This is a genomic window from Hymenobacter translucens (assembly GCF_020685205.1).
Classification (GTDB): Bacteria; Bacteroidota; Bacteroidia; order Cytophagales; family Hymenobacteraceae; genus Hymenobacter; species Hymenobacter translucens.
Window position 1 is genome coordinate 18,619 of the sequence record NZ_JAJERB010000012.1, and the last position, 21,605, is coordinate 40,223.

Sequence of the window (21,605 nt, forward strand, 5' to 3'; positions counted from 1 at the left end):
ACGCCTGGCTGCTGGTTGGTTTCGCCGGGGCTCTGGTCCCGGGGCGCCCTCTCCTTGCCTTTTAGCTCCGGTGTTCTATGCGTGCATTTCGACTTCTCTCCCTGGGCCTCCTGTTGACCGGTGGCCTGCCCGCGCTGGCGCAAGCCCCCACCGGGCTGCCCGCCCCGGACCCCGCCGGCGTGGACACGCTGCGGGCCCGCAAACGGGTTTACACCTTGTTCAAGCCCGTGCCCCGGCCCCTGATGCGGCCGCTGAGCACCGACCGGCCCGACGCCACGGAAAGCGCCTACTCGGTGGACGCGGGCCACTTCCAGCTGGAAACCGACGTGCTGCGCCTGGGCCGCTCCCGCTTAGCGGGGCAGGCGGTTGCGCAACAGGAGCTGGGGTTTAACCACGCCAATCTGAAAATGGGGCTCACCCACAACGTGGACCTGCAGGTGGTGGTCGAGTCCTACACCGTGCAGACGGAGGGCGAGGGCGACACGGGCACCCGGCGAGCGGGTTTCGGCGACGTGACCGTGCGGCTCAAGCGCAACCTGTGGGGCAACGACGGGGGCCCCACGGCCTTTGCCCTGATGCCCTTCGTGAAGCTGCCCACGGGCCGCAGCTGCGGCAACGGCGCCTGGGAGGGCGGTATCGTCACCCCTTTTTCGGTGCAGCTGCCCCACGATTTTACCCTGGGCACGCAATTTCAGGCCACCCTCAACCGCGACAGCGAAGCCCGGGAGCACTTCCTGGAGCTGGCGCCCACGCTGACGGTGGGCCACGATTTGTACAAAACCCTGGGCGGGTTTGTGGAAATTGCCACGGCCTGGGACACCCGGGGTCGCGCTTGGAGCACCACGCTCAACGGCGGGCCCGTGCTGCGCCTGGGCGAGAACCTGCAGCTGGACACGGGCATCAACCTGGCCCTGACCAAGGACACGCCCACCACCTATTTTCTCGGCTGTAGCTTCCGGCGCTAACAGTTCGTCCCGCTTGCCGGCCCGGCCATGGAAATCTATCACGCCCGCATCACCGACGCCCAGCGCATCCTGACGGCCCTGGACCTGCCCGCGCCGCTGCGCAGCAAGCTGGCCGGGCTGACCCTGCTGGCCCTGGCCGGGGTAGGCCCGGACACGCCGTGGAGCGCAGCCCGCGACGAACGCAAGGGCATGGCCCATGGCATTCGCGACTTCATGCGCACGGTCTACGGCTGGCGCGAAGCATCCACCGAGCACTCGTTCCTGCTCATGCGCGAGCAGGTGCTGCGGCCGCTGGTGGCCACGGGCCTGGTCTTGCGCAACCCCGATAACCCTGCCCTGGCCTGCACCAGCCCCCGGCTGCACTTCGCGCTCACGCCGACACTGGTCCCGCTGCTGCGGGCCTACGGGACCCCGCACTGGGAGAATGCCCTGGTTGTCTTTCAGCAAACGGACAGTGCGGGTTTGGCGCTGCGCCCGACGGGCAGCCCGACGGGCTAATTGGCTGGCTGGGGAACCTTCGCCGGCGATTAGCGGTAAAAGCAGCTCCGGCCCCCGGGAATTGTTACCTTCGCCGCATCATGCGCCTGCTCAGCCTGTTTTTTGCCTGCTACTTCGCGTTGCTCTCCTGCATGACTTGCACGGACGAGGTGACCGTGTGCCAGGACCAGGCCCAATCGACGGTGGCCGCGGCCACGCATTCGGACTGCAGCACGGACGCGCTGGGCGACTGGTGCTCGCCGCTCTGCCAGTGCCACTGCTGCGGCGGGGTAGTGGTAACGCTAACCAGTGGCGCCCTGGCCATGTACCCCCAGGTGACCGAGTGGGGCAGCAGCCCCCAACACGGCCGGCTGATTGTGGGCGTTCCGACCCGGGACTTCGGGGCCGTGTGGCAGCCGCCCCAGGCCTAACCCTTTCCTCTTTTTCCTGCTGACCACCCTCTCCGGGCGGCCAACTCCCGAGCGGAGTTGACCCGTCGGAGCTTGTCAACGCGTGGCGTTGGCTCCCGGGTGCGTTCCATCCCCGCCGTTCCCGCTTTAGCAGCCGGAACCGCCGGGTCGCAGGGTCTTTTTCGAAAGTGTTAGACCTAACCCCCACAGCAACGGATGTTTGACCGGCTGATTCATTTTTCCATTCACAACAAGCTCATTATCGGAATCCTGACCCTGGCCCTGGTGGCCTGGGGCGGCTATTCCCTGAGCCGGCTGCCGATTGACGCGGTACCCGACATCACCACCAACCAGATTGTCGTCTACACGGTGGCTCCCTCGCTAGCGGCCAGTGACATCGAGCGCCTCGTGTCGTTCCCCGTCGAGCAGAGCCTGGCCACCATCCCCAACCGCGAGGAAGTGCGCTCCTTCTCCCGCTTCGGCCTCTCGGTCGTGACCATCGTCTTCGAGGACGGCGTGGACATCTACTGGGCCCGCCAGCAGGTGGCCGAGCGCCTGCGCGAAGCCGAGAGTCAAATACCAGAGAGCATCGGCCGGCCGGAAATGGCCCCGGTCAGCACCGGCCTGGGCGAGGTGTACCAGTACCTGGTGCGCGCCAAGCCCGGCTTCGAGAAGAAGTACGACGCCCGCGAGCTGCGCACCATTCAGGACTGGATCGTGCGGCGCCAGCTGCTAGGCACGCCCGGCGTGGCCGACGTGGCCAGCTTCGGCGGCCAGCTCAAGCAGTTCGAAATCCGGCTCGACCCCACCCGCCTGCGCTCGCTGGGCGTCACCACCGAGCAGGTGTACCAGGCCGTGTCGCGCAACAACCAGAACGCCGGCGGCGCCTACCTCGACCAGAAGCCCACCGCCTATTTCATTCGCACCGAGGGCCTGGCCGAAAACGCCGCTGACCTGGGCAACATCGTTGTGCGCAATACTGAAGGCGGCCTGCCCGTGCTCGTGCGCGACGTGGCCGACGTGCGCCTGGGCTCGGCCGTGCGCTACGGCGCCATGACTCGTAACGGAGAGGGCGAAGTGACCGGCGGCATCGTGCTCATGCTCAAGGGGGCCAACGCCAACGACGTCATCAAGGATGTGAAAACCCGCATGCTGACGGTGGAGAAGTCCCTGCCCGAGGGCGTGGCCATCGACGTGTACCTGGACCGCTCCGAGCTGGTGGGCCGCGCCATTGGCACGGTGAAAACCAACCTGATTGAGGGCGCCCTGATTGTGCTCTTCGTGCTCATCCTGTTTCTGGGCAACTGGCGCGCCGGCCTGGTCGTGGCCTCGGTCATTCCGCTGGCCATGCTCTTTGCCATCGCCATGATGCGCCTGTTCGGCGTGTCGGGCAACCTGCTCTCGCTCGGGGCCATCGACTTCGGCCTGGTAGTGGACGGCGCCGTCATCATCGTCGAAGCCATCGTGCACCGCCTGCACGGCGGGCAGCTGCGGGTGCCGGGCAACCGTCTTAGCACCGACCAGATGAACGAGGAAACCTACCACGCGGCCAGCAAAATCCGCTCCTCGGCGGCGTTTGGCGAAATCATCATCCTCATCGTGTACCTGCCCCTGCTAGCGTTGGTCGGCATCGAGGGCAAGATGTTCCGGCCCATGGCCCAGACCGTGGCCTTTGCCATCATCGGCGCGTTTATCCTGAGCCTGACCTACGTGCCCATGATGTCGGCGCTGGCCCTGAGCCGCTCGACGGAAGTGAAGCCCAACTTTTCCGACCGCATGATGCGCTGGCTCGAAGCCCGCTACCGCCCGCTGCTGGAATGGGCATTGAGGCGTAAAGCCGTAGTGCTCACCTCCGCGGTGGCGCTGTTCGTGGGCTCCATCCTGTTGTTCCGCACCCTGGGCGGGGAGTTCATCCCGCAGCTCTCGGAAGGCGACTTTGCCATTGAGCTGCGCACCCTCACCGGGTCCTCGCTGAGCTACACCGTGGACCGGAGCCTGCAGGCCGGGGCCATCCTGCAGAAGCAGTTTCCCGAAGTCAAGGAGGTCGTGGCCAAAATCGGCGCGGCCGAGATTCCCACCGACCCCATGCCCGTGGAGGCGGCCGACGTGATGGTGATTCTGGAAAAAGACCAGGACAAGTGGACCTCCGCCAAAACCCAGGAGGAGCTGGCCGGCAAGATGGCCGAGGCGTTGAGCGTGATTCCCGGCGTAACCTTCGGTTTCCAGCAGCCCATTCAGATGCGCTTCAACGAGCTTATCAGCGGCGCCAAGCAGGACGTGGTGCTGAAGATTTACGGCGAGGACCTGCAGCAGCTGGCCTCCTACGCCGAGCGGGCCGCCCGCCTGGTACGCCAGGTCGAAGGGGCTGAGGACGTATACGTGGAGCAGGTCACCGGCTTGCCCCAAATCGTGGTCAAGCTCGACCGCAACCGCCTGGCTCGCTTCGGCCTCAACGCCGAAGACGTGAACCGCACGGTGCAAACCGCCTTTGCAGGCCAGACCGCCGGCCAGCTCTTCGAGCAGGAGCGCCGCTTCGACGTGGTGCTGCGCCTGGCCCCCGAACTGCGCCAGAATATCGGCAACGTGCGTCAGCTGCTGGTGGCCACCCCCGGCGGCGAGCAGATTCCGCTGGAGCAGGTAGCCGCGGTGGACTTGTTGGAAGGCCCCAACCAGATTCAGCGGGATGACGCCAAGCGCCGCATCACCGTGGCCTTCAACGTGCGGGGCCGCGACGTGGAAAGCGTGGTGACCGAGCTGCAGGGCAAAGTGGACCAGCAACTGCAGCTCGCGCCAGGGTACTACACCACCTACGGCGGCCAGTTCGAAAACCTGCGCAAGGCCTCCGAGCGGCTCAGCATCGCTGTGCCGGTAGCCTTGCTGCTGATTTTCGTGCTCTTGTTCTTCACGTTCAAATCGTTCAAGCAGTCCATCCTCATTTTCACGGCCATTCCGCTCTCGGCCATCGGCGGGGTGCTGGCGCTCTGGCTGCGGGGCATGCCCTTCAGCATCTCGGCCGGCGTGGGCTTCATTGCGCTGTTCGGCGTGGCCGTGCTCAACGGCATCGTGCTCATCGGCTACTTCAACCAGCTCAAAGAGGAAGGGCGCACCGACGTGTTTGCCCGCATTCTGGAAGGCACCCAGGTGCGCCTGCGGCCGGTGCTGATGACGGCCACCGTGGCCTCGCTGGGCTTTTTGCCCATGGCCTTGTCACAGTCGGCGGGGGCCGAAGTGCAACGGCCACTGGCCACCGTCGTCATCGGCGGGCTGGTCACGGCCACGCTGCTGACCCTGCTGGTCTTACCGGTGCTCTACGCCCTGTCCGAGCGCAACAGCAAAGCCAAGGAAGAAGAGCAGCCGCAGCGCACGCCGGCCGTGCCGGTGTCGCTGGTGTTGCTCGTGCTGGGTGGATTGCTGGCCGCCGCGCCCGCCCGGGCGCAGGGTCCACTGACCTCCACCCAGGCCGTGGGTCAAGCCTTGCAGGCCAACGGCACGGTGCAGGGAGCCCAGCGCGCCCTGGAAGCCCAGCAGGCCTTACGCCGTACGGCCTTCGACGTGGGCCGCACCACCATCCTGGGTACCTATGGCCAGGTGAACTCCCCGCTCTCCGACAACGTGCTGAGCATCGGCCAGTCGCTGGCCCTGCCCGGCTACTACCGGGCCCAGGCTGGTTTGAGCCAGGCCCAGATTGGGGGCCGGGAGCAGCAACTGGCCCAGGTGCAGGCTGAACTGCGCCGGCAGGTGCGCCTGAGCTACGAGCGGGCCGTGCACGCCCGGCACCGCCTGCGCACCCTGCGCGGGCAGGACAGCATCTATACCGAGTTTCTGCGCGCGGCCCAGCTGCGCTTCAAAACCGGAGAGGTGGCCCGCCTGGAGCCCGCCAACGCCCTGATTCAACAAGGCGAGACGCAGAACCTATTGGCCCAGGCCCGGGCCGACTACGCCGTGGCCCAGCGCCAGCTGCAGGCCCTACTGCAAACCAACGGGCCCGTCGCCATTGCCGACAGCGTTCTGCGCTTGCTGCCCGCCCCCGGGGGAACCGTGGATACGGCAACGTTAGCAGCCACCCCGCAGGCGCGGGTGCTGCAGCAGCAGATTGCCGAGCGCCGCGCCGAAACCCGGGTGGAGCAAGCCCAAGGGCTGCCCCAGGTGACGGTGGGCTACACCAACCAGTCGCTGCGGGGCACCTACGAGGTGGACGGGCGCGCGCAGACCTACGGCACCGGCGACCGGTTCCAGAGCGTGCAGGCCGGCGTGGCCATCCCACTGCTGCGCGGCCCTCAGAAAGCCCGCGTGCAGGCCGCCAAGCTGCAGGAGCAAGTCGCCACCACCGCTTATCAGCGCTACCAGGCCGAAGCCGCCGCCCAGCTCGATGAGCTGCGCCTGCGCCTGGCGGAGCAGCAGCGCCGGGTGCAGTTCTACGAGCAGACCGGCCTGCCCCAGGCCGCCGTCATCGTGCGCCTGAGCCAGCGGGCCTACAAGGCCGGCGAGACCACCTACTCCGAGCTGCTGCTCAACCTGGAGCGTGCCCTGAGCGTGCGCACGGCCTACCTCGACGCCCTGCTCCAGCACAACCAAACCGCCATCGACCTGGACTACCTGCTCGGCACTGCCGCCCAGTAAAGTCTCATCCACTCTTTGACTTGACCCGATTTCCATGAATAAGATTGCATCCCTACTCCTGCTGCTCAGCCTAACCCTGGCCGGCTGCGGTGCTGACAAGAAAGAAACCGCGGAGGCCGAACCCGCTGCCAAAGGCCAGGAATCCGGTGAAGCCGGTGAAGCCGAAGAAGCTTCCGATATGGTGACCCTCTCCGCGGCCGAACAGCAGGCCGCGGGCCTGAAAACCGCCCGCCTGACCGATCGGCCCATGGGCGCAGGGCTGGCCGTGACCGGCACCCTGGACGTGCCCCCAGAAAGCACCGTCAACATCACGGCCCCACTGGGCGGCTTCGTGGAGAATACGGAGCTGCTGCAGGGGGCCCGCGTGCGCAAGGGCGAGGTGCTGGCCACCATCCGCAACCCCGAGTTCGTGACCCTGCAGCAAGACTACCTCGAAACCCGCGCCCGCCTCGACTACGCCCGCACCGAGCTGGCCCGCCAAAAAGAACTCTACGAGCAGGAAGTAGCCCCCCAGAAAAACTACCAGCGCGCCCAGGCCGATTATCGGGCCCTGCAGGTGCAAACCAACGCCCAGGCGGCCCGGCTGCGGTTGGCCGGCCTACCCGTGGGTGGGCGCATCGTCACCACGGCCAGCCTCCGTGCCCCGCGGGCGGGCTTCGTGCGCACGGTCAACGTCACGGTGGGGCAGGCCGTGACGGCCACCGATGCCCTGTTTGAAATCGTGGACCCTGAGCACCTGCACGTGGAGCTTACCGTCTTCGAGCGCGACGTGGCCCGGGTGCAGAAGAACCAACTCATTCGCTTTACGCTGGCCAGCGACTCCGCCGGCTCGCGCCGCGAGCGCACGGCCCGCGTCTACCTGGTCGGTAAGGCCATTGGCGAGGACCGCACGGTGCGCGTGCACGGCCATTTGGACCAGGAAAACGACCCCGCCCTGCTGCCCGGCCTCTACGTGCGGGCCCTGATTGAAACCGGCCGCACCCAGGCCCCGACCTTGCCCGACGCGGCCCTGGTCCGCTTCGAGGGCAAGAACTACGCCTTTGCCGTGGAAGCCGCCGGCCGCTACCGCCTGGTGCCGGTAACCCTGGGCCGCAGCGAGGACAACTTCACCGAAGTCACCCTGCCCGAAGGAGTGGCGGCCACGACCACCTTCGTCACGGACGGCGCCTACTCGCTGCTGGCCAAGATGAAAAACGCCGAAGAGGAAGAATAGCCGCGCGGCCGGCAAACGCGTTCAATCCACCTTATCCCACCCGATGAGCTACCTGCAGCCCCTGTTCCTGTTTTTTCTTGCCGGCCTCTGCGAAATCGGGGGCGGCTACCTGATGTGGCAGTGGCTCAAAGCGGACCGTCCGGCCTGGGTGGGACTACTGGGGGCCGGGCTGCTCGTCGCGTACGGCTGGGTGGCCACGTGGCAGCTCACTTCTTTCGGCAAGACCTACGCCGTGTACGGCGGCGTGTTCGTGGTCATGTCGATTGCCTGGGCTTGGTACTTCGACGGCTTCCGGCCCGACCGGTTCGATGTGCTGGGCGGGACGATTATTATGCTCGGGCTGGCCGTTATCCTGTTCTGGCCCCGTCCCTAACTCGTATGCTGGAACTCCTCACCGGTGCTTTGGTGCTCAGCTTGCTGCACGCCGCCATTCCCAACCACTGGGCGCCCGTGCTGGCCGTAGCGCGCGCCGAGGGCTGGCCCCTGCGGCGGGCGGTGGGGGTGACGATGGTGGCCGGGCTGGCCCACGTGCTCAGCACCGTGGGCATCGGGCTCGCCCTGGGCCTGCTCGGCTGGCGCCTCTCGGCCCGCTTCGAGCAGTTTGCCGGGTGGGTGGCGCCCCTGCTGCTCATCGTCATCGGCGTGCTGTACGCCTTTTCCGGGCCCGGCCATACCCACCCCGACCCGCGGCCCGTGCGCCAGCGTACGCCGCGCCGGCGCGTGGTGCTGGGCCTGGCCGCGACCATGTTCCTGGCCCCCTGCCTGGAAATCCAGACCTTCTTTCTGGCCGCCGGCACCCACGGCCCGGCCGCGCTGGCCCTGCTCATGAGCGTGTACCTGCTGGCCTCCGTGTCGGCCATGTGCGCGCTGGTAGCGCTGGCCCACCGCGGCCTGGGCCGCCTCAACGTGGACGGACTCGCCCAGCACGAGCGGCGCCTGACCGGGGCGGTGCTCGTGCTGGTGGGCGTGGCCGGCTTTTTCGTGGACTGGTAGCCCCGGGCTCCCCGCCACCTCACTCTTACCCCTGACATTCTTATTCCCATGCCTGACCCAACCTCCCCTAACACCGACGAAGAGCTCAACACCGCCAAGCAGGCGAAGCTCGAAAACGTGGGCGCCCTGAGCCGCGACCAGCTTACGCCCGAAGCCGCCGCCGCCCCCGAAGGCCACGACGTGCCCGGCCACGACCATAAAGACCACGACCACCCCGCCGGCAAAAAGGTGGTGGACCTAGCCGGACAGGCCGCCGACGAGCATGCCGGCCACGACCACGGCAGCGGCGACGACCACGACCACGGCCCGGCGGGCGCCAATCCGTACCTGTGGCCCGGCGTGGCCCTGGCCCTGCTGCTGGCGGGCCTGGCCCTGGACTACTACGACGTGGCCTTCTTCACCAAATACGTGCGCCTGGTTTGGTATGGGGTCGCGTTTCTGCTCGTGGGCTGGAAGGTGATGAAAGCCGCCGTGCTCAGCATTCCTTCGGGCAACGTGTTCAACGAGTTTCTGCTCATGAGCATCGCCACGCTCGGCGCCTTCGCTATCGGCGAGTACCCGGAAGGGGTGGCCGTGATGCTGTTTTACACCGTGGGCGAGCTGTTCCAGGACGCGGCCGTGAACCGCGCCAAGCGCAGCATTCGCGCCCTGTTGGAGATTCAAGCCACCGAAGTGACGGTCATCCGTAACGGGCAGCCGCTGGTGCTGGACCCCAAGGAAGTGGTGGTGGGCGACACCATCGAGGTAAAACCCGGCGAGAAAGTGGCCCTGGACGGCACGCTGACCAAGGGCCCGGCTTCCTTCAACACCGCCGCGCTCACCGGCGAGTCCGTGCCCCAGACCAAGCAGGCCGGCGAGGCCGTGCTGGCCGGCATGGTCAACCTGGAGAGCCTGATTCAGGTGGCCGTGACGGCCGGCTACAAGGACACCAAGCTCGCGCGCATCCTGGCCATGGTGCAGGACGCGGTGGGCCGCAAGGCCAAAACCCAGCAGTTCATCACCAAGTTCGCCAAGGTCTACACGCCCATCGTGGTGGCCCTGGCGGTGCTGCTGGTGCTGGTGCCCTTCTTCGTGGTGGACGACTACGTGTTTCGTACCTGGCTCTACCGGGCGCTGGTGTTTCTGGTTATTTCCTGTCCCTGCGCGCTGGTCATCAGCATTCCGCTGGGGTACTTCGGCGGCATCGGCGCTGCCTCCAAGGCCGGCATTCTCTTCAAAGGGTCCAACTTCCTGGACGTGATGCGCGAGCTCGACACGGTGGTCATGGACAAAACCGGCACGCTAACCCAGGGCGTGTTTGCCGTGCAGCAGGTGCAGCCGGCCGCCGGCACCACCCCGGAGCAACTGCTGCGGCTGGTGGGCGCGCTGGAAACCAAATCGACCCATCCCATTGCCAAGGCCGTAGTGCTGCACGTGGGCGCTGCGGCGCAGGGCGTTTCGGTGGAAAGTGTGGAGGAGATTTCCGGCCACGGCATGCGCGGTAAAGTGGACGGCAAAGACGTGCTGGCCGGCAACACCAAGCTGCTGACCAAATTCAGCGTGCCTTATCCTACTGAAGTTGACCAGATTCTGGACAGCATCGTGGTGGCGGCTGTGGATGGCAAGTACGCCGGCTACGTCACCGTGGCCGACTCACCCAAAGAGGACGCCGCCCGCACGGTTCAGGAGCTGCGCGCCGACGGCATCACCAAAATCGTGATGCTCTCCGGCGACAAGGACAGCATCACCCAGCGCGTGGCCAAGGAGCTGGGCATTGACGAGGCCCACGGCGGGCTGCTGCCCGAAGACAAGGCCCGCTACGTGCAGGAATACAAGGACGCGGGCCGCAAGCTGGCCTTCGTGGGCGATGGGGTGAACGATGCCCCCGTGGTAGCGCTGGCCGACGTGGGCATTGCCATGGGCGGCCTGGGCTCCGACGCCACCATCGAAACGGCCGACGTCGTCATTCAGACCGACCACCCCAGCAAGATTGCCACCGCCCGGCGCATTGCCCGCGCCACCCACTCGGTGGTGTGGCAGAACATCTGGCTGGCCTTTATCGTGAAGGGCATCGTGCTCATCCTCGGCGCCGGCGGCCTGGCCACCATGTGGGAAGCCGTGTTTGCCGACGTAGGCGTGGCCTTGCTGGCCATTCTCAACGCCGTGCGCATCCAGCGCATGGACTACGCCACGCCTGGCACGGGCGGTACGCCACCGGCTGCGCCTGCTGCCCCACTGGCCCAGAAAAACCTGTCGGTCGTTGAGTCCATGCCCCGCGAGCTGCGCGAAGGCCCGCACCATCATTCCGGTCCATCAGCATGAGCGGGGCCCACGGCATGAGCGGCAGTGCCGCTTCGCGCAACAAGCGCCAGCTGACCATCGTGTTTTTCCTAACGCTGGCCTACCTGGTGGCCGAAGTCATCGGCGGCTACCTCACTGGCAGCCTGGCCCTGCTGGCCGACGCCGGCCACATGCTCACCGACGTGGCCGGCGTGGGGCTGGCCCTGCTGGCCATCCGTTTCGCCGAAAAGCCGGCCACCCCGGAGAAAACCTACGGCTACTACCGCTTTGAAATCCTGGCGGCCCTCACCAACGCGGTGGTGCTCATCCTGATTTCGCTCTACATTCTCTACGAGGCCTATTTCCGCTTTCTGGACCCGCCCAAGGTCGAAAGCACCTCCATGCTCTGGATTGCCGGGGCGGGGTTAGTAATCAACCTGTACTGCATGTACCTGCTGCGCCAGGGCAAAGACGAGAGCCTGAACATGAAAGGCGCCTACTTCGAGGTACTCTCGGACATGCTCACCTCCATCGGCGTCATCGCGGCGGGCATCATCATGCTCACCACCGGCTGGTACTACGCCGACCCGCTGCTCTCGGCCCTTATCGGCCTGTTCATTCTGCCGCGCACCTGGACCCTGCTCAAGGAGGCCGTGGGCGTGCTGCTGGAAGGCACCCCGGCCGAGGTGAACCTGGAAGCCCTGCGCCAGGGCCTGCTGGCCGAGCCGGGCGTGGCGGCTGTGCACGACCTGCACGCCTGGTCGCTCACCTCGGGCGTCAACGCCCTCAGCGCCCACGTGGTGCTGGCCGAGGGTGCCACCCACGACGACGTGCTGGCCCGCGCCCACGCCTACGTGACCGGTAAGCACGCCGTGCAGCACGCTACCATTCAGGTGGAACGCGGCGACTTCGCCCAACACGAAACTCACCTGTAGAACACTACCACTGCTTTCCCACCCTTCACTCGCTCCAACTCCGCTCATGTCCGCAGCTTCCTACGACGTTCTCATCATCGGCTCCGGCCCCGGCGGCTACATCGCGGCCGTCCGTTGCGGCCAGCTAGGCCTGAAAACGGCCATTATCGAGAAGTACCCCACCCTGGGCGGCACCTGCCTCAACGTGGGATGCATCCCCAGCAAAGCCGTGCTCGAATCCACCGAGCTCTACCAGAAAGCCACCCACCAGTTTGCCGAGCACGGCATCGACGCCGACAACCTGCGCGCCGATTTACCTCGCCTGATGGCGCGCAAGGACCAGATAGTAAGCAAGGTGTGCGACGGCGTGGTGTACCTGATGAAGAAAAACAAGGTGGACGTCATTCAAGGCGTGGCCTCGTTTGTCGACGCTACCACCGTGCAGGTGGCGCCCAGCGACGGGGGCGGTGGGGAAGGGCAGCAGCTGACGGCCAAGAACATTATCATTGCCACCGGCTCCAAACCCAGCACCCTGCCCTTCATCACCCTGGACAAGGAGCGCATCATCACCAGCACCGAGGCGCTGGCGCTGCGTGAGCTGCCGAAGCACCTGATTATCGTGGGCGGCGGCGTTATTGGCCTGGAGCTCGGGTCGGTGTACGCCCGGCTGGGCAGCCAGGTGTCGGTGGTGGAATACACCGACGCCATCATCCCGACCATGGACCGCACCCTGGGCAAGGAGCTGCTGCGTTCCCTTAAAAAGCAGGGGCTGGCGTTTTACCTCTCCCACAAGGTCACGGCCGTGACGCGGGAAGGAGAGACGGTGAAGCTGACAGCTACCCCGGCGGCCGGCGGCGCCGACTTGCAGCTGGCAGGCGACTACTGCTTGGTGTCGGTGGGTCGCCGGCCCTACACCGACGGCCTGAACCTGGCCGCGGCCGGCGTGGAGCTGGACGAGAAGGGCCGCGTAAAAGTCAACGACGAGCTGCAAACCAACGTGCCCGGCATCTGGGCCCTAGGCGATGTGGTGCGCGGGGCCATGCTGGCCCACAAAGCCTCCGACGAGGGCGTGTTCGTGGCCGAGCGCATTGCCGGCCACCAGCCCCACGTCAACTACCTGCTCATTCCGGGGGTGGTCTACACCTGGCCCGAAGTAGCCGGCGTGGGCTACACCGAAGAGCAGCTCAAGGAAAGTGGCACCGCCTACAAGGTGGGCACCTTTCCCTACTCCGCCTCGGGGCGGGCTTTGGCCGGGGCCGATACGGAGGGGCTGGTGAAGGTGCTCACCGCCGCCGGCACCGACGAAATCCTGGGCGTGCACATGATAGGCGCCCGCATCGCCGACATTATTGCCGAAGCCGTAGCCGTGATGAGCTTCCGCGGGTCGGCCGAGGACGTGGGCATCATGTCGCACGCCCACCCCACCTACGCCGAAGCCTTCAAAGAAGCGAGCCTGAACGCGGCGGGCATCGGGGCCTTAAACATGTAACTCCCGCTTGCCATGCCTTCCAACCTGCTTGCCCCATTCCCCGGCACCCTGCTCCGCCGCTTCCAGTGCGACGGGGCGCGTTTGCTCGCGGCCCTGCTCGTGGCCCTGGCCGTGAGCGGCTGCAACTCCGAGCCCACCGACTCAGCGGCCCACGAAGCCGACATACACGACAAGCCCCGGCCTGCTCCGGTCCCGGTCGCGCCTCCGAATCTGGCCGACTCCCTGCAGCTCATGGTCCGCCAGTTGGATGCCGTGCGGCGCATCGGCTGCTGGGACGAAGACTTTGCCAGCCTGATGATTGTGCACCACGCCGGGGCCCAGCGCCTGGCGGCCGTGCAAATCTCGCGGGGCAAGGACTCTACCCTGCGGGCCATGGCCCAGCACGTGGTGAAAAGCCACGAAAAAGACACCCACGTGCTCGCCTTGGCTCTCAAACGCGAGCCGCCCGCCGGGCAGGAGTACCGGCCGGGCAACGCCAAAGACCCGTTCGTGCGCCGCATTGCGGCGGCCTTGGCCCCCCTGCGCCAGGTGCCGACTCTGCCCGGCAGCCCCGACGCCGACTTTGCCACTCTGATGGAGCTGCACCACCGCAGCGGCGTAGCCCTGGCCCAGGCGGAGCTGGCGTTTGGCCGCAACGCCGAGCTGCGTGATGCGGCCCGGCGCATCGTGCGCGACCAGCAGCAGGAAATCAAGCAATTTCAGCGCTGGCTGAAAAGCAACCCCGCCGGGGTGACCAACTAAACCCGGCCCAAACTGCCTTTCCCTCATTTCCAGCCTTTCCCCAGCTTATCTTCCGGCCATGTTTGCCCCCGCTTTGTCTGTTTTCAAACTCGCCGCGGTCCTGTCGCTCCTAGGACTGCTGCTGAGTGGCTGCGGCCGCAAAACCGACGAGACGCAGGACGCGCACATGGCGCAGGTGCCCTCCACCATGATGCAGGCCCTGCACACCATGGATGAGCACTCCCAAGCCCTGCCGCGCACCGACAACCTGGACGTGTACTTTGCCCGGCTCATGCGGGAAAACCACCAGGCTGCGGTGTCCATGTCGGCCCTGGAATTGCAGCACGGGCGGGACGCCACGCTGCGCGCCCTGGCCCGCGACATTCACCAAGCGCACCAGCGGCTGATTCCCGGCTTGGACTCGGCCATTGAGCGCATTCTCAGCCAGCCGCCCACCTACCCCGAACATACCTCCCAGTCCCACCAGCTGGCCGAACTGCTGGAAGCGGCCACCAAGGGCCTGCACCCGGCGGCGCACCGCTCCCTCGCCGACGACACCAGCCGGCCGGGGCTGCCGGTAAAAAGCGAGGGGCAGCGGCAGGACGCCGGTACGGGCGACATCGACCGTGACTACGCGACCTTGTTGATTCCGCACCACGAAAACTCCATTACCCTGGCCCGGGCCGAGTTGGAGCTGGGCCGCGACGAAGCGCTCAAAAAAACTGCCTACCTCATCCTGATTGACCAGCAGCGGGAGATAGACCAGGTTCGGGCGTGGCTCCAGCAGCATCCCGCCAAGGCCCGGTAAGCTTTTTTGCGGGAATAAACGAAAGGGAGCGGCCCGGTATGCAACGGAAGCCCGCCCCGCGCTGTTAGGCCGGCATGTGTGAACACCATAAGCCCGCCCTGAAGCTGCAACGCCTGGGCATCTACCTCTTCGTCGGCGTGCTGGTCCTGCTGGGCCAGTTTTACGGGCAATAGCCCGGGACCGGTGCGGGCTATCCGCGGGTCAGCACGATGAATTTTTGCTTCGGCAGCAGCCCTAGAAAGCGGGCCTTGACGCTTTTCCGAACCGTGCCGTTCGAGCTGACCACCAGCCGCGGCCACAGCCCCAGCCACTTGTTTTCCCAGCGGCTCGCCCAAGCGGGGCCAGCCGGCAGGGCCCGGGCATGCTCCTTTATCTGAGCATAGGCCGCCGGCACCAGGCGAGCCGTCACCTGGTAGAGCCGGAACGACGGCTTTTCAAACGTGGCCGTCAGCTGGCCATAAGGCCCCTGCATGATGTAGTACGTGCGGCCCAGCTGCTCGGGGACCAGGCGCGCCGCCGCGATAAAGGGTTGGAGGCGCCGGGCCACGACGGGTTGCGGCATTTCCTCGGCCAGCAGCAGTTCCACCAGCAAATCGAAGAGCTGGGTGGGCGTCTTTTCCAGGGGAAGCTTGCTCACACGGGCAGAGTTGGAGGTGGTCATGGGCCGCGATAAAACGGGACGCGTGTGGTAAAGAAACGCATCATTTCGACGCTTCCCACGCAAAACCTGGTGTGCTTTTTGGATTAGAGCTAACCGCTCTGTCTGCTTTCACTACCTCCAGCATGAAAATCAACTTCAATCGTCATCGTTGGCGGCAACGGTCCGGCTGGGTCGGGCTGACCCTGCCCGCTTTAACTGGCCTGCTGCTGACGACGTCCTGCTCGGCCCCCATCACCCCGTCGGTGGCGGGGCCCGGTCAGGCCACGGCGCCCCTGCGGGTGAGTGCGCCCGTTGCCGCTCCCGCGGCAGATTCGGTTTCATCCCCGGGCCACGTAGCTGCATTTGATACGCTGGTTCGCCGGCGCTACAAAGCCCTGGGCGCGCAGCAGCAAGGCTTGCGGTTTGCCGTGTTTGAGCAGGCCCTGACCGGCTACCTCAACCTGCGCCAACAAGGCAAGGCCCCGGCCGCGTCAGAGCGCCTGGCGGTGATTGATTTTGACCTGCCCTCCACCGAAAAGCGGCTTTGGGTGCTGGATTTGGCTGCCAACAAGGTGCTGTTTCGCACGCTGGTGGCCCACGGCAACAAAACCGGCCAGCGGGAAGCCACCCAGTTCTCCAACACCCCGGACAGCCACATGAGCAGCCTGGGCTTTTACGTCACGGGCAGCACCTACGTGGGCAAGCACGGCCGCTCGCTGCGGCTCCAGGGCCTGGACGAGGGTTTCAACTCCAACGCCGCCGCCCGCGCCATCGTGGTGCACGGGGCCGAGTACGTCAGCGAGGCGGTCATCAAGCAAACCGGGCGGCTAGGGCGCAGCCAGGGCTGCCCGGCCCTGCCCCTGGACCAGTACCTGCCCATCATCGACAGCCTGCAAGGCGGCGCGGCCCTGTTCATCAACAAGTCGGATGCGGGCTATGCCTCTCCGTACCTGGACGAACAGGCGGCCAGTGCGGCATTGGGCGGCGTGTCGTAGGGAGTCACCCCTCGCAAAAGCTGCCCCGCTTGCTTCCGATAGCGTCAGGGAATTTAAAAGGCCACGAGGATGCTGATGGTGTTCCACCGGTGGGTGCGGGCGCCCGTGAACTCCGGCGAAATCAAGGTCAGCGCCGATTCCACGCGTACTCCCGCGTAGCCCAGTCCCACCGTGCCCGTGCTCCGGGCCACCGTCCGACGCACGGCCGAAGCCGGCAGCACGTAAGGGCTGCGGCGGTTGAGCAGGCCGCCCTGCAGCGTGGCGTTGTAGCCCACCAGGCGCCCCTCCACCTGCACCTGCCCGTAGGCCTGCACGCGCCGCTGGCTCGTTCGATTGGCCCGGTTGGCAACGCCCAGGCTCCCGTACGTGGGCGGGCGCAACCCCACGCGCAGGGTCGTGCCCGCAGCCGCATAGGTTTGCAACGTCCCTAGCGAGGCGGTGGCGGCCCCGTTAAGCTCAGCTACCTGCCCCAGGGCCAGCAGCTGCTTTTCCAGCCGCGCTTCGTAGCCCAGCACCACGTCGGTTTGCACTTGGTAGTCCCAGCCGCGCGGCGTAGGAGCTCCCAGCAGCTCGTGAAACTTGGTTTGAAAGCCTTTGGCCCCGGCCGCCGGCCCCAGAACGCCCACGTTCAGGGCCGTGGTTACCCGCAGCCGGCGGCCGGGGTGCGTGGCCACGCGCAGCAGGTCGGCGTAGAGGTAGGAGGCGTAGGGCCGGTCGCTCCGGCGAATGAAGGCATCTTGGATGCGCAGCGGGGTGAATCCGTCGTAGTGCAGCTGGATACCGTGGTGCAGCAGGCTCCCCGCCGGTACGGGCCCGAGGAGGCGGTTGGCTGGGGAGTGCCGCAACGCGGGGCTGACCAGCAGCAGCGTCATGCCCTGGGTGAAGTAATAATCCGTGCGCAGAAAGGCGTCGTTGGCAAACGAGTAGCCGATGAGGTGGTCGGTGCTGACCCGGACGCTGTCGGATTGGTTTTGGGCGGAGGCGCTGCCCAGGGCAAGCACGCAAAGCAATGTCGGGCAGGCTCTGAAAACCATGTGGAATGCTAGTGGGATGGGTAACCTACGCGCTTACTCCTGCCTTTGGGTTCCCGGTGCGCGCATCACAACGCTTGAAACTCGCTTTCTTTCCACTAAAAGCTGCCTTCCACAAACAGGAGCAGGCTTTGCAATGCAGAGAACCTATAGCCTGAGCAAACGAGAAATTATGCAACCCCTGGGCCGGATTCTGTAAAACTCCCGCTCACCGGGCCGCGTACCTTTGTTGTTGCTACGGGCCCGGCCCACCCATTCCTCCTTTGAAACGCTACGTCAGCCTGTTTCTGCTCTTTAGCTACCTGCTGTCCAGCCCCGGGCTGGTGTACAGCATGCACTTCTGCGGGCAGGCCCTGACGGCGGTAACGGTCACGGCCGATGCCGACAAGCACTGCTGCTGCCAGGACACGGGCGCGCCGGACTGCGGCTGCTGCCACGACCAGGAAGTGGTCAGCGCGGCCAAGGACCTCAAGCTCACGACTACCCACTTCCTGCTGCAGGCACCCGCCGTGGCGCCCGAAGCGGGCCTGTTGCCGCTGGTGTGGCAGCTGACGCAGCTTGCTTACCCGGCTGATGAGCCCGCGAGCAAACTCGTGGCCCACGCGGCCCCGCCGCCCGATTGCCCGGCCTACGTGCGAGGGCACGCCTTTCTGATTTAGCGTTCGGGTTGCTCCCCGTTTCCCCTAGCCAGTTGGCCGCGGGGCTTTTTGGCTTGCCCGCTGCCGAGCGGCAGGCCCTCGTATCCAGGCTGTCCGCCCCGCCGACGTCCCTGTTAAGGGTTTCCGGCCTGGCGCCGCCCTTCTATCCTCTTGCTGCTAATCAGATTATGATTGAGCGACTCATAACCCTTTCCCTGCGGAACCGCTGGCTTGTGCTGCTGCTCGCGGCCGGCCTATTTGCCTGGGGCGCCTACTCGGTGCGCACGAGTAAAATCGACGCCATCCCTGACCTGTCCGAAAATCAGGTCATCGTGTTCACCGAGTGGATGGGCCGCAGCCCCCAAATCCTGGAAGACCAGGTGACCTACCCGCTGGTGACCAACATGCAAGGGCTGCCCAAGGTCAAGTCCGTGCGCGGTACGTCCATGTTTGGCATGAGCTTCGTGTTCCTCATTTTCGAGGACGACGCCGACATCTACTGGGCCCGCGAGCGGGTTCTGGAGCGCCTCAACTACGCCCAGCGCCTGCTGCCGGCCGGCGTAACGCCCACGTTGGGGCCCGACGGCACCGGCGTGGGCCACGTGCTCTGGTACACTTTGAAAGCCCCCGGCCTGGATTTGGGAGAGCAGCGCGCCCTGCAGGACTGGTACGTGAAGTTTGGCCTGCAAAACGTGCCCGGCGTGAGCGAGGTAGCTTCCTTCGGCGGCTTCCAGAAGCAGTACCAGGTGACGGTGGACCCCACCAAAATGACCTACTACGGCCTCACGCTGCCGCAGGTGCTGGCGGCGGTGCGCAGCAACAACAACGAGGCCGGCGGGCGCAAGTTCGAGCAGTCGGGCGTGGGCTACATCATCAAAACGACGGGCTACATCCAGGATATGGCCACGCTGGAAAACGTGCCCGTCATCACCCGGGGCACCACGCCGGTGCGCATCAAGGACGTGGCCACGGTGCAGATGACCGGTGAGGCCCGCCTGGGCATCATGGACCTGAACGGCGAGGGCGAGGCCGTGGGCGGCATCGTGGTGATGCGCTACGGCGAAAACGCCGACGTCCTGATAACGCGGGTGAAAGCCAAGATGGAGCAAATCCGGGCCGGCCTGCCCCCGGGCGTCTCGTTCCAGCTGGTGTACGACCGCAGCGGGCTGATTCAGGACTCGGTGGACTCCATCAAGCACACGCTCATCGAGGAAATGGTGGTGGTGTCGCTGGTCGTGCTGCTGTTTCTGTTCCACTGGCGCAGCGCCCTGAGCATCCTGATTCAGATTCCGATTACCATCGCCACGAGCTTCATCCTGCTCAACGCCTTCGACATTTCCTCCAACATCATGTCGCTCACCGGCATTGCCCTGGCCATCGGCGTCATCGTCGACAACGGCATCGTGATGACCGAAAACGCCTACCGTAACCTGGCCGAGTACCAGGCCAGCGAGGTCGCTGGCGGCCCGCCGGATACCGGTACGGCCACGCCAACGCAAGCTGCCGGCGACTCTTCACCCTCAACCCCCGTTTCCCATGGATAACCAAAAGCGGCTCGAAATCATCGAGTCCTCCAGCAAGCAGGTGTCGCGGGGCATTTTCTTCTCGACCATCATCATCGTCACCTCCTTTTTCCCGGTGTTCCTGCTCACCGGGCAGGAGGGCAAGCTCTTTCACCCGCTGGCCTGGACCAAGAGCTTCATCCTCATCATCGACGCCATCCTGGCCGTGACGCTGGCGCCGGTGCTCATCTCCATTTTTTTGAAAGGCAAGTTCAAAACCGAGGACCAGAACCCGCTCAACCGCTTCCTGGAGCGCATCTACTCGCCGATGCTGCACTGGGTGATGCGCTGGCGCAAAACTACGCTGGCCATCAACGTGCTGGCGCTGCTCGTCAGCATTCCCCTGGTCATGAGTCTGGGCACCGAGTTCATGCCCCCGCTCAACGAAGGCTCCATCCTGTTCATGCCCGTGGCCCAGCCCGATGTGTCGAACACGGAGATGAAGCGCATCCTGCAGGTGCAGGACAAAATCATCAAGCAGGTGCCCGAGGTGCTGAGCGTGCTCGGCAAGGCCGGCCGGGCCAGCACGGCCACCGACAACTCGCCCATCAACATGATTGAAACCATCATCCTGCTCAAGCCCCGCGACCAGTGGCGCGACGGCATGACCAAGGCCAAGCTCATTGACGAGATGAACGGCAAGCTCCAGATTCCGGGCGTGGTCAACGGCTGGACCCAGCCCATCATCAACCGCATCAACATGCTGAGCACCGGCATCCGCACCGACGTGGGCGTGAAGGTTTACGGCCAGAACCTGGGCACCATCAACCAGGTGTCCAACCAGGTCAATGCGGCCCTCAAAGGCGTGCCCGGCGTGGAAGACCTGTACGTGGAGCCCGTGACGGGCGGCAAGTACCTTGAAATCGAGATGAACCGCCCGGAGCTAGCCCGCTACGGCCTGACCGTGGACCAGGTGAACGAGGTGGTGGAATCGGCCATCGGCGGGGCGCCCATCGCCAGCACCGTGGAGGGCCGGCGCCGCTTCGCCATCAACGTGCGCCTGGCCCAGGATTACCGCAACAGCCTGGCCGACCTCCGGCGCATCCCCATCCAGAGCGCGGGCTTCGGCCCGGTGCCGCTCTCGGCCGTCACCACCATCCGCTACGCCGAGGGGCCGCCGATGATAAGCTCGGAAAACGCGCAGCTGCGGGGCGCCGTGCTCTTCAACGTGCGGGGCCGCGACCTGGGCAGCACCGTGAACGACGCCATGCAAAAGCTGCAAAGCCTGGAAAAGCAGCTGCCCCAGGGCTACTACCTGGAGTGGAGCGGGCAGTACGAAAACCTGATTAGCTCGCAGCGCACGCTCAAGCTGATTCTGCCGCTGGTGCTCATTGTGATTTTTGGGGCGCTGTACTTCGCCTTTCATTCCGTGCGGGAGGCGTTCATGAGCCTTATCACCATTCCCTTCGCCCTGATTGGCGGGGCCTACATGGTGTATTTCTACGGGGTAAATCTGTCGGTGGCCGTGGCCGTGGGCTTCATTGCCCTGTTCGGGCTGGCCGTGGAAACGGGCGTCATCATGGTCATCTACCTCAACGACGCCATGCAGCGGCTGGTAGCCGAAAAGGGCAATTCCCGGGAAACCATCACCAAAGAGGATTTGCAGGAGGCCGTGTTCCACGGCGCGGCCAAGCGCCTGCGGCCCAAGCTAATGACCGTCTCGGTGTCCTTGTTCGGCCTGGTGCCGGTGCTCTGGGCCACCGGCACGGGCTCGGACGTGATGCTGCCCATCGTGCTGCCCATGATAGGCGGGGTGTTCACTTCGGCCACCCACATTCTGCTCGTCACGCCGCTCATCTTCTTGTACACCAAGGAATACGAGCTGCGCAAATTCGGAAAAATTGATGTTCTCGAAGTCTCCCACTAGCCCC

Annotated in this window: 18 protein-coding genes; 16 read left to right on the forward strand and 2 right to left on the reverse strand. The window is 65.6% G+C overall.

The window, feature by feature from the left end:
- Positions 1-77 precede the first annotated feature (77 nt).
- From LJY25_RS19900 to LJY25_RS19955, 12 genes are all read left to right on the forward strand, one after another.
- Positions 78-965, forward strand: a complete 888-nt coding sequence (locus LJY25_RS19900; protein WP_227610233.1) for a transporter — start codon at positions 78-80, stop codon at positions 963-965.
- A 27-nt stretch (positions 966-992) separates the two neighbouring features.
- The gene (locus tag LJY25_RS19905; RefSeq protein ID WP_227610234.1) at positions 993-1,463 is read left to right on the forward strand and encodes a hypothetical protein; all 471 of its coding nucleotides are present in this window, start codon (positions 993-995) and stop codon (positions 1,461-1,463) included.
- Positions 1,464-1,543: 80 nt separating this feature from the next.
- Positions 1,544-1,873: a DUF6660 family protein gene (locus tag LJY25_RS19910; RefSeq protein ID WP_187317306.1), complete on the forward strand. Its 330-nt coding sequence runs from the start codon at positions 1,544-1,546 to the stop codon at positions 1,871-1,873.
- 195 nt (positions 1,874-2,068) lie between these two features.
- A complete protein-coding gene (locus LJY25_RS19915; protein WP_187317307.1) occupies positions 2,069-6,472 on the forward strand; it encodes a CusA/CzcA family heavy metal efflux RND transporter in 4,404 nt (1,467 codons plus the stop codon).
- 34 nt (positions 6,473-6,506) lie between these two features.
- Positions 6,507-7,685: an efflux RND transporter periplasmic adaptor subunit gene (locus LJY25_RS19920; RefSeq protein WP_187317308.1), complete on the forward strand. Its 1,179-nt coding sequence runs from the start codon at positions 6,507-6,509 to the stop codon at positions 7,683-7,685.
- 43 nt (positions 7,686-7,728) lie between these two features.
- Entirely contained in the window at positions 7,729-8,058 is a 330-nt protein-coding gene (locus LJY25_RS19925) for a YnfA family protein (protein WP_227610235.1), read from the forward strand.
- Positions 8,059-8,063: 5 nt separating this feature from the next.
- A complete protein-coding gene (locus LJY25_RS19930) occupies positions 8,064-8,678 on the forward strand; it encodes a hypothetical protein (protein WP_187317310.1) in 615 nt (204 codons plus the stop codon).
- 48 nt (positions 8,679-8,726) lie between these two features.
- The gene (locus LJY25_RS19935; RefSeq protein WP_227610236.1) at positions 8,727-10,979 is read left to right on the forward strand and encodes a heavy metal translocating P-type ATPase; all 2,253 of its coding nucleotides are present in this window, start codon (positions 8,727-8,729) and stop codon (positions 10,977-10,979) included.
- Complete coding sequence (locus tag LJY25_RS19940; protein WP_187317312.1) at positions 10,976-11,872, forward strand: cation diffusion facilitator family transporter; 897 nt, start codon at positions 10,976-10,978, stop codon at positions 11,870-11,872. The genes LJY25_RS19935 and LJY25_RS19940 overlap by 4 nt, the downstream gene beginning before the upstream one ends.
- Positions 11,873-11,918: 46 nt before the next feature.
- The gene (gene lpdA, locus LJY25_RS19945; protein ID WP_187317313.1) at positions 11,919-13,340 is read left to right on the forward strand and encodes a dihydrolipoyl dehydrogenase; all 1,422 of its coding nucleotides are present in this window, start codon (positions 11,919-11,921) and stop codon (positions 13,338-13,340) included.
- 12 nt (positions 13,341-13,352) lie between these two features.
- On the forward strand, positions 13,353-14,081 hold the full coding sequence (locus tag LJY25_RS19950) for a DUF305 domain-containing protein (protein ID WP_227610237.1): 729 nt from the start codon (positions 13,353-13,355) through the stop codon (positions 14,079-14,081).
- A 73-nt stretch (positions 14,082-14,154) separates the two neighbouring features.
- Positions 14,155-14,868 (forward strand): DUF305 domain-containing protein, encoded by a 714-nt coding sequence (locus LJY25_RS19955; RefSeq protein WP_227610238.1) that lies wholly within the window; start codon positions 14,155-14,157, stop codon positions 14,866-14,868.
- A gap of 190 nt (positions 14,869-15,058) precedes the next feature.
- Here LJY25_RS19955 and LJY25_RS19960 read toward each other — a convergent pair whose 3' ends face one another.
- A complete protein-coding gene (locus LJY25_RS19960; protein WP_227610239.1) occupies positions 15,059-15,505 on the reverse strand; it encodes a hypothetical protein in 447 nt (148 codons plus the stop codon).
- Positions 15,506-15,651: 146 nt separating this feature from the next.
- Here LJY25_RS19960 and LJY25_RS19965 point away from each other — a divergent pair, with 146 nt between their 5' ends.
- Complete coding sequence (locus LJY25_RS19965; RefSeq protein ID WP_227610240.1) at positions 15,652-16,503, forward strand: murein L,D-transpeptidase catalytic domain family protein; 852 nt, start codon at positions 15,652-15,654, stop codon at positions 16,501-16,503.
- Positions 16,504-16,556: 53 nt separating this feature from the next.
- On the opposite strand, the gene LJY25_RS19970 is transcribed toward LJY25_RS19965, so the two are convergent.
- On the reverse strand, positions 16,557-17,504 hold the full coding sequence (locus LJY25_RS19970) for a lipid A deacylase LpxR family protein (RefSeq protein ID WP_227610241.1): 948 nt from the start codon (positions 17,502-17,504) through the stop codon (positions 16,557-16,559).
- Between the two features lie 293 nt (positions 17,505-17,797).
- On the opposite strand from LJY25_RS19970, the gene LJY25_RS19975 reads away from it, so the two are divergent.
- The 3 genes from LJY25_RS19975 to LJY25_RS19985 all read left to right on the forward strand — a co-directional run bounded on the left by LJY25_RS19975 (position 17,798) and on the right by LJY25_RS19985 (position 21,601).
- Positions 17,798-18,193: an HYC_CC_PP family protein gene (locus LJY25_RS19975; RefSeq protein ID WP_227610242.1), complete on the forward strand. Its 396-nt coding sequence runs from the start codon at positions 17,798-17,800 to the stop codon at positions 18,191-18,193.
- A 167-nt stretch (positions 18,194-18,360) separates the two neighbouring features.
- On the forward strand, positions 18,361-19,716 hold the full coding sequence (locus LJY25_RS19980; protein ID WP_227610243.1) for an efflux RND transporter permease subunit: 1,356 nt from the start codon (positions 18,361-18,363) through the stop codon (positions 19,714-19,716).
- Positions 19,709-21,601 (forward strand): efflux RND transporter permease subunit, encoded by a 1,893-nt coding sequence (locus LJY25_RS19985; RefSeq protein WP_227610244.1) that lies wholly within the window; start codon positions 19,709-19,711, stop codon positions 21,599-21,601. The genes LJY25_RS19980 and LJY25_RS19985 overlap by 8 nt, the downstream gene beginning before the upstream one ends.
- Positions 21,602-21,605 lie beyond the last annotated feature (4 nt).

Coding starts and splice junctions, on each gene's coding strand:
- LJY25_RS19900 (WP_227610233.1), top strand. CDS start 78: ATGCGTGCATTTCGACTTCTCTCCCTGGGCCTCCTGTTGACCGGTGGC.
- LJY25_RS19905 (WP_227610234.1), top strand. CDS start 993: ATGGAAATCTATCACGCCCGCATCACCGACGCCCAGCGCATCCTGACG.
- LJY25_RS19910 (WP_187317306.1), top strand. CDS start 1,544: ATGCGCCTGCTCAGCCTGTTTTTTGCCTGCTACTTCGCGTTGCTCTCC.
- LJY25_RS19915 (WP_187317307.1), top strand. CDS start 2,069: ATGTTTGACCGGCTGATTCATTTTTCCATTCACAACAAGCTCATTATC.
- LJY25_RS19920 (WP_187317308.1), top strand. CDS start 6,507: ATGAATAAGATTGCATCCCTACTCCTGCTGCTCAGCCTAACCCTGGCC.
- LJY25_RS19925 (WP_227610235.1), top strand. CDS start 7,729: ATGAGCTACCTGCAGCCCCTGTTCCTGTTTTTTCTTGCCGGCCTCTGC.
- LJY25_RS19930 (WP_187317310.1), top strand. CDS start 8,064: ATGCTGGAACTCCTCACCGGTGCTTTGGTGCTCAGCTTGCTGCACGCC.
- LJY25_RS19935 (WP_227610236.1), top strand. CDS start 8,727: ATGCCTGACCCAACCTCCCCTAACACCGACGAAGAGCTCAACACCGCC.
- LJY25_RS19940 (WP_187317312.1), top strand. CDS start 10,976: ATGAGCGGGGCCCACGGCATGAGCGGCAGTGCCGCTTCGCGCAACAAG.
- lpdA (WP_187317313.1), top strand. CDS start 11,919: ATGTCCGCAGCTTCCTACGACGTTCTCATCATCGGCTCCGGCCCCGGC.
- LJY25_RS19950 (WP_227610237.1), top strand. CDS start 13,353: ATGCCTTCCAACCTGCTTGCCCCATTCCCCGGCACCCTGCTCCGCCGC.
- LJY25_RS19965 (WP_227610240.1), top strand. CDS start 15,652: ATGAAAATCAACTTCAATCGTCATCGTTGGCGGCAACGGTCCGGCTGG.
- LJY25_RS19980 (WP_227610243.1), top strand. CDS start 18,361: ATGATTGAGCGACTCATAACCCTTTCCCTGCGGAACCGCTGGCTTGTG.
- LJY25_RS19985 (WP_227610244.1), top strand. CDS start 19,709: ATGGATAACCAAAAGCGGCTCGAAATCATCGAGTCCTCCAGCAAGCAG.